1 pseudogene is annotated in these 591 nt (G+C 70.4%); it reads right to left on the reverse strand.

The features are described 5' to 3' along the window. Positions 1-591 (reverse strand): annotated as a pseudogene (locus tag JMF90_RS39640) (hypothetical protein); the annotation flags it as partial.

Genomic DNA, 591 nt, shown 5'->3' on the forward strand with positions numbered 1-591 from the left:
AGATCCCCCGATCCGTCGGTACCCTTCACCGTCCGCAGCACCTGGACCGCATGCGCCTTCTCGCCCGCCACGTAGTACGCTTCGCCGAGCCGCAGCCGCGCCACATCGGGATGCTCGAGCCCGCCCTTCGCGATCGCCTGCTCCATCATCGACAGCCCCTGCGCCGCGTGGCCCGCAAACACCAGATTCATGCCCGCGTCGATCGGCGCCACCGGATCGGCAGCGTCCGCGCCCGACTGCGCGCGCTTGTCGGCCAGCGCCCGCAGCCGTTTCTCGCGGTCCGCCTGCGCGTCCTTGCCCAGCACGCCGGACGCGAACCCCTGGTCGATCACCTGCCGGCCTTCGGCCGGCGTGCCCGCCACCAGCGCGAGCTGCGTCATCTCCATATAGGCGTCGGCCGTCGTCAGCGAGCCCGCCGCCCGGCGCAATCGGTAGATGTCGAGGTCGAGCGACGACAGGTAACCGGGGCTGCCGCGAATCGCCGAGACCATTTCCTCCCAGTACGCGGGGCTCGGGTGATAAGCCACCAGCATGGCGAGCGCGCTGCGATAGGCGCCGGCATCCTTGCTCTTTTGCGCGCAGGTCGCCAGC

This window comes from Burkholderia sp. E168m23 (assembly GCF_016586125.1).
In the GTDB taxonomy this organism is placed as follows: Bacteria; Pseudomonadota; Gammaproteobacteria; order Burkholderiales; family Burkholderiaceae; genus Burkholderia; species Burkholderia orbicola.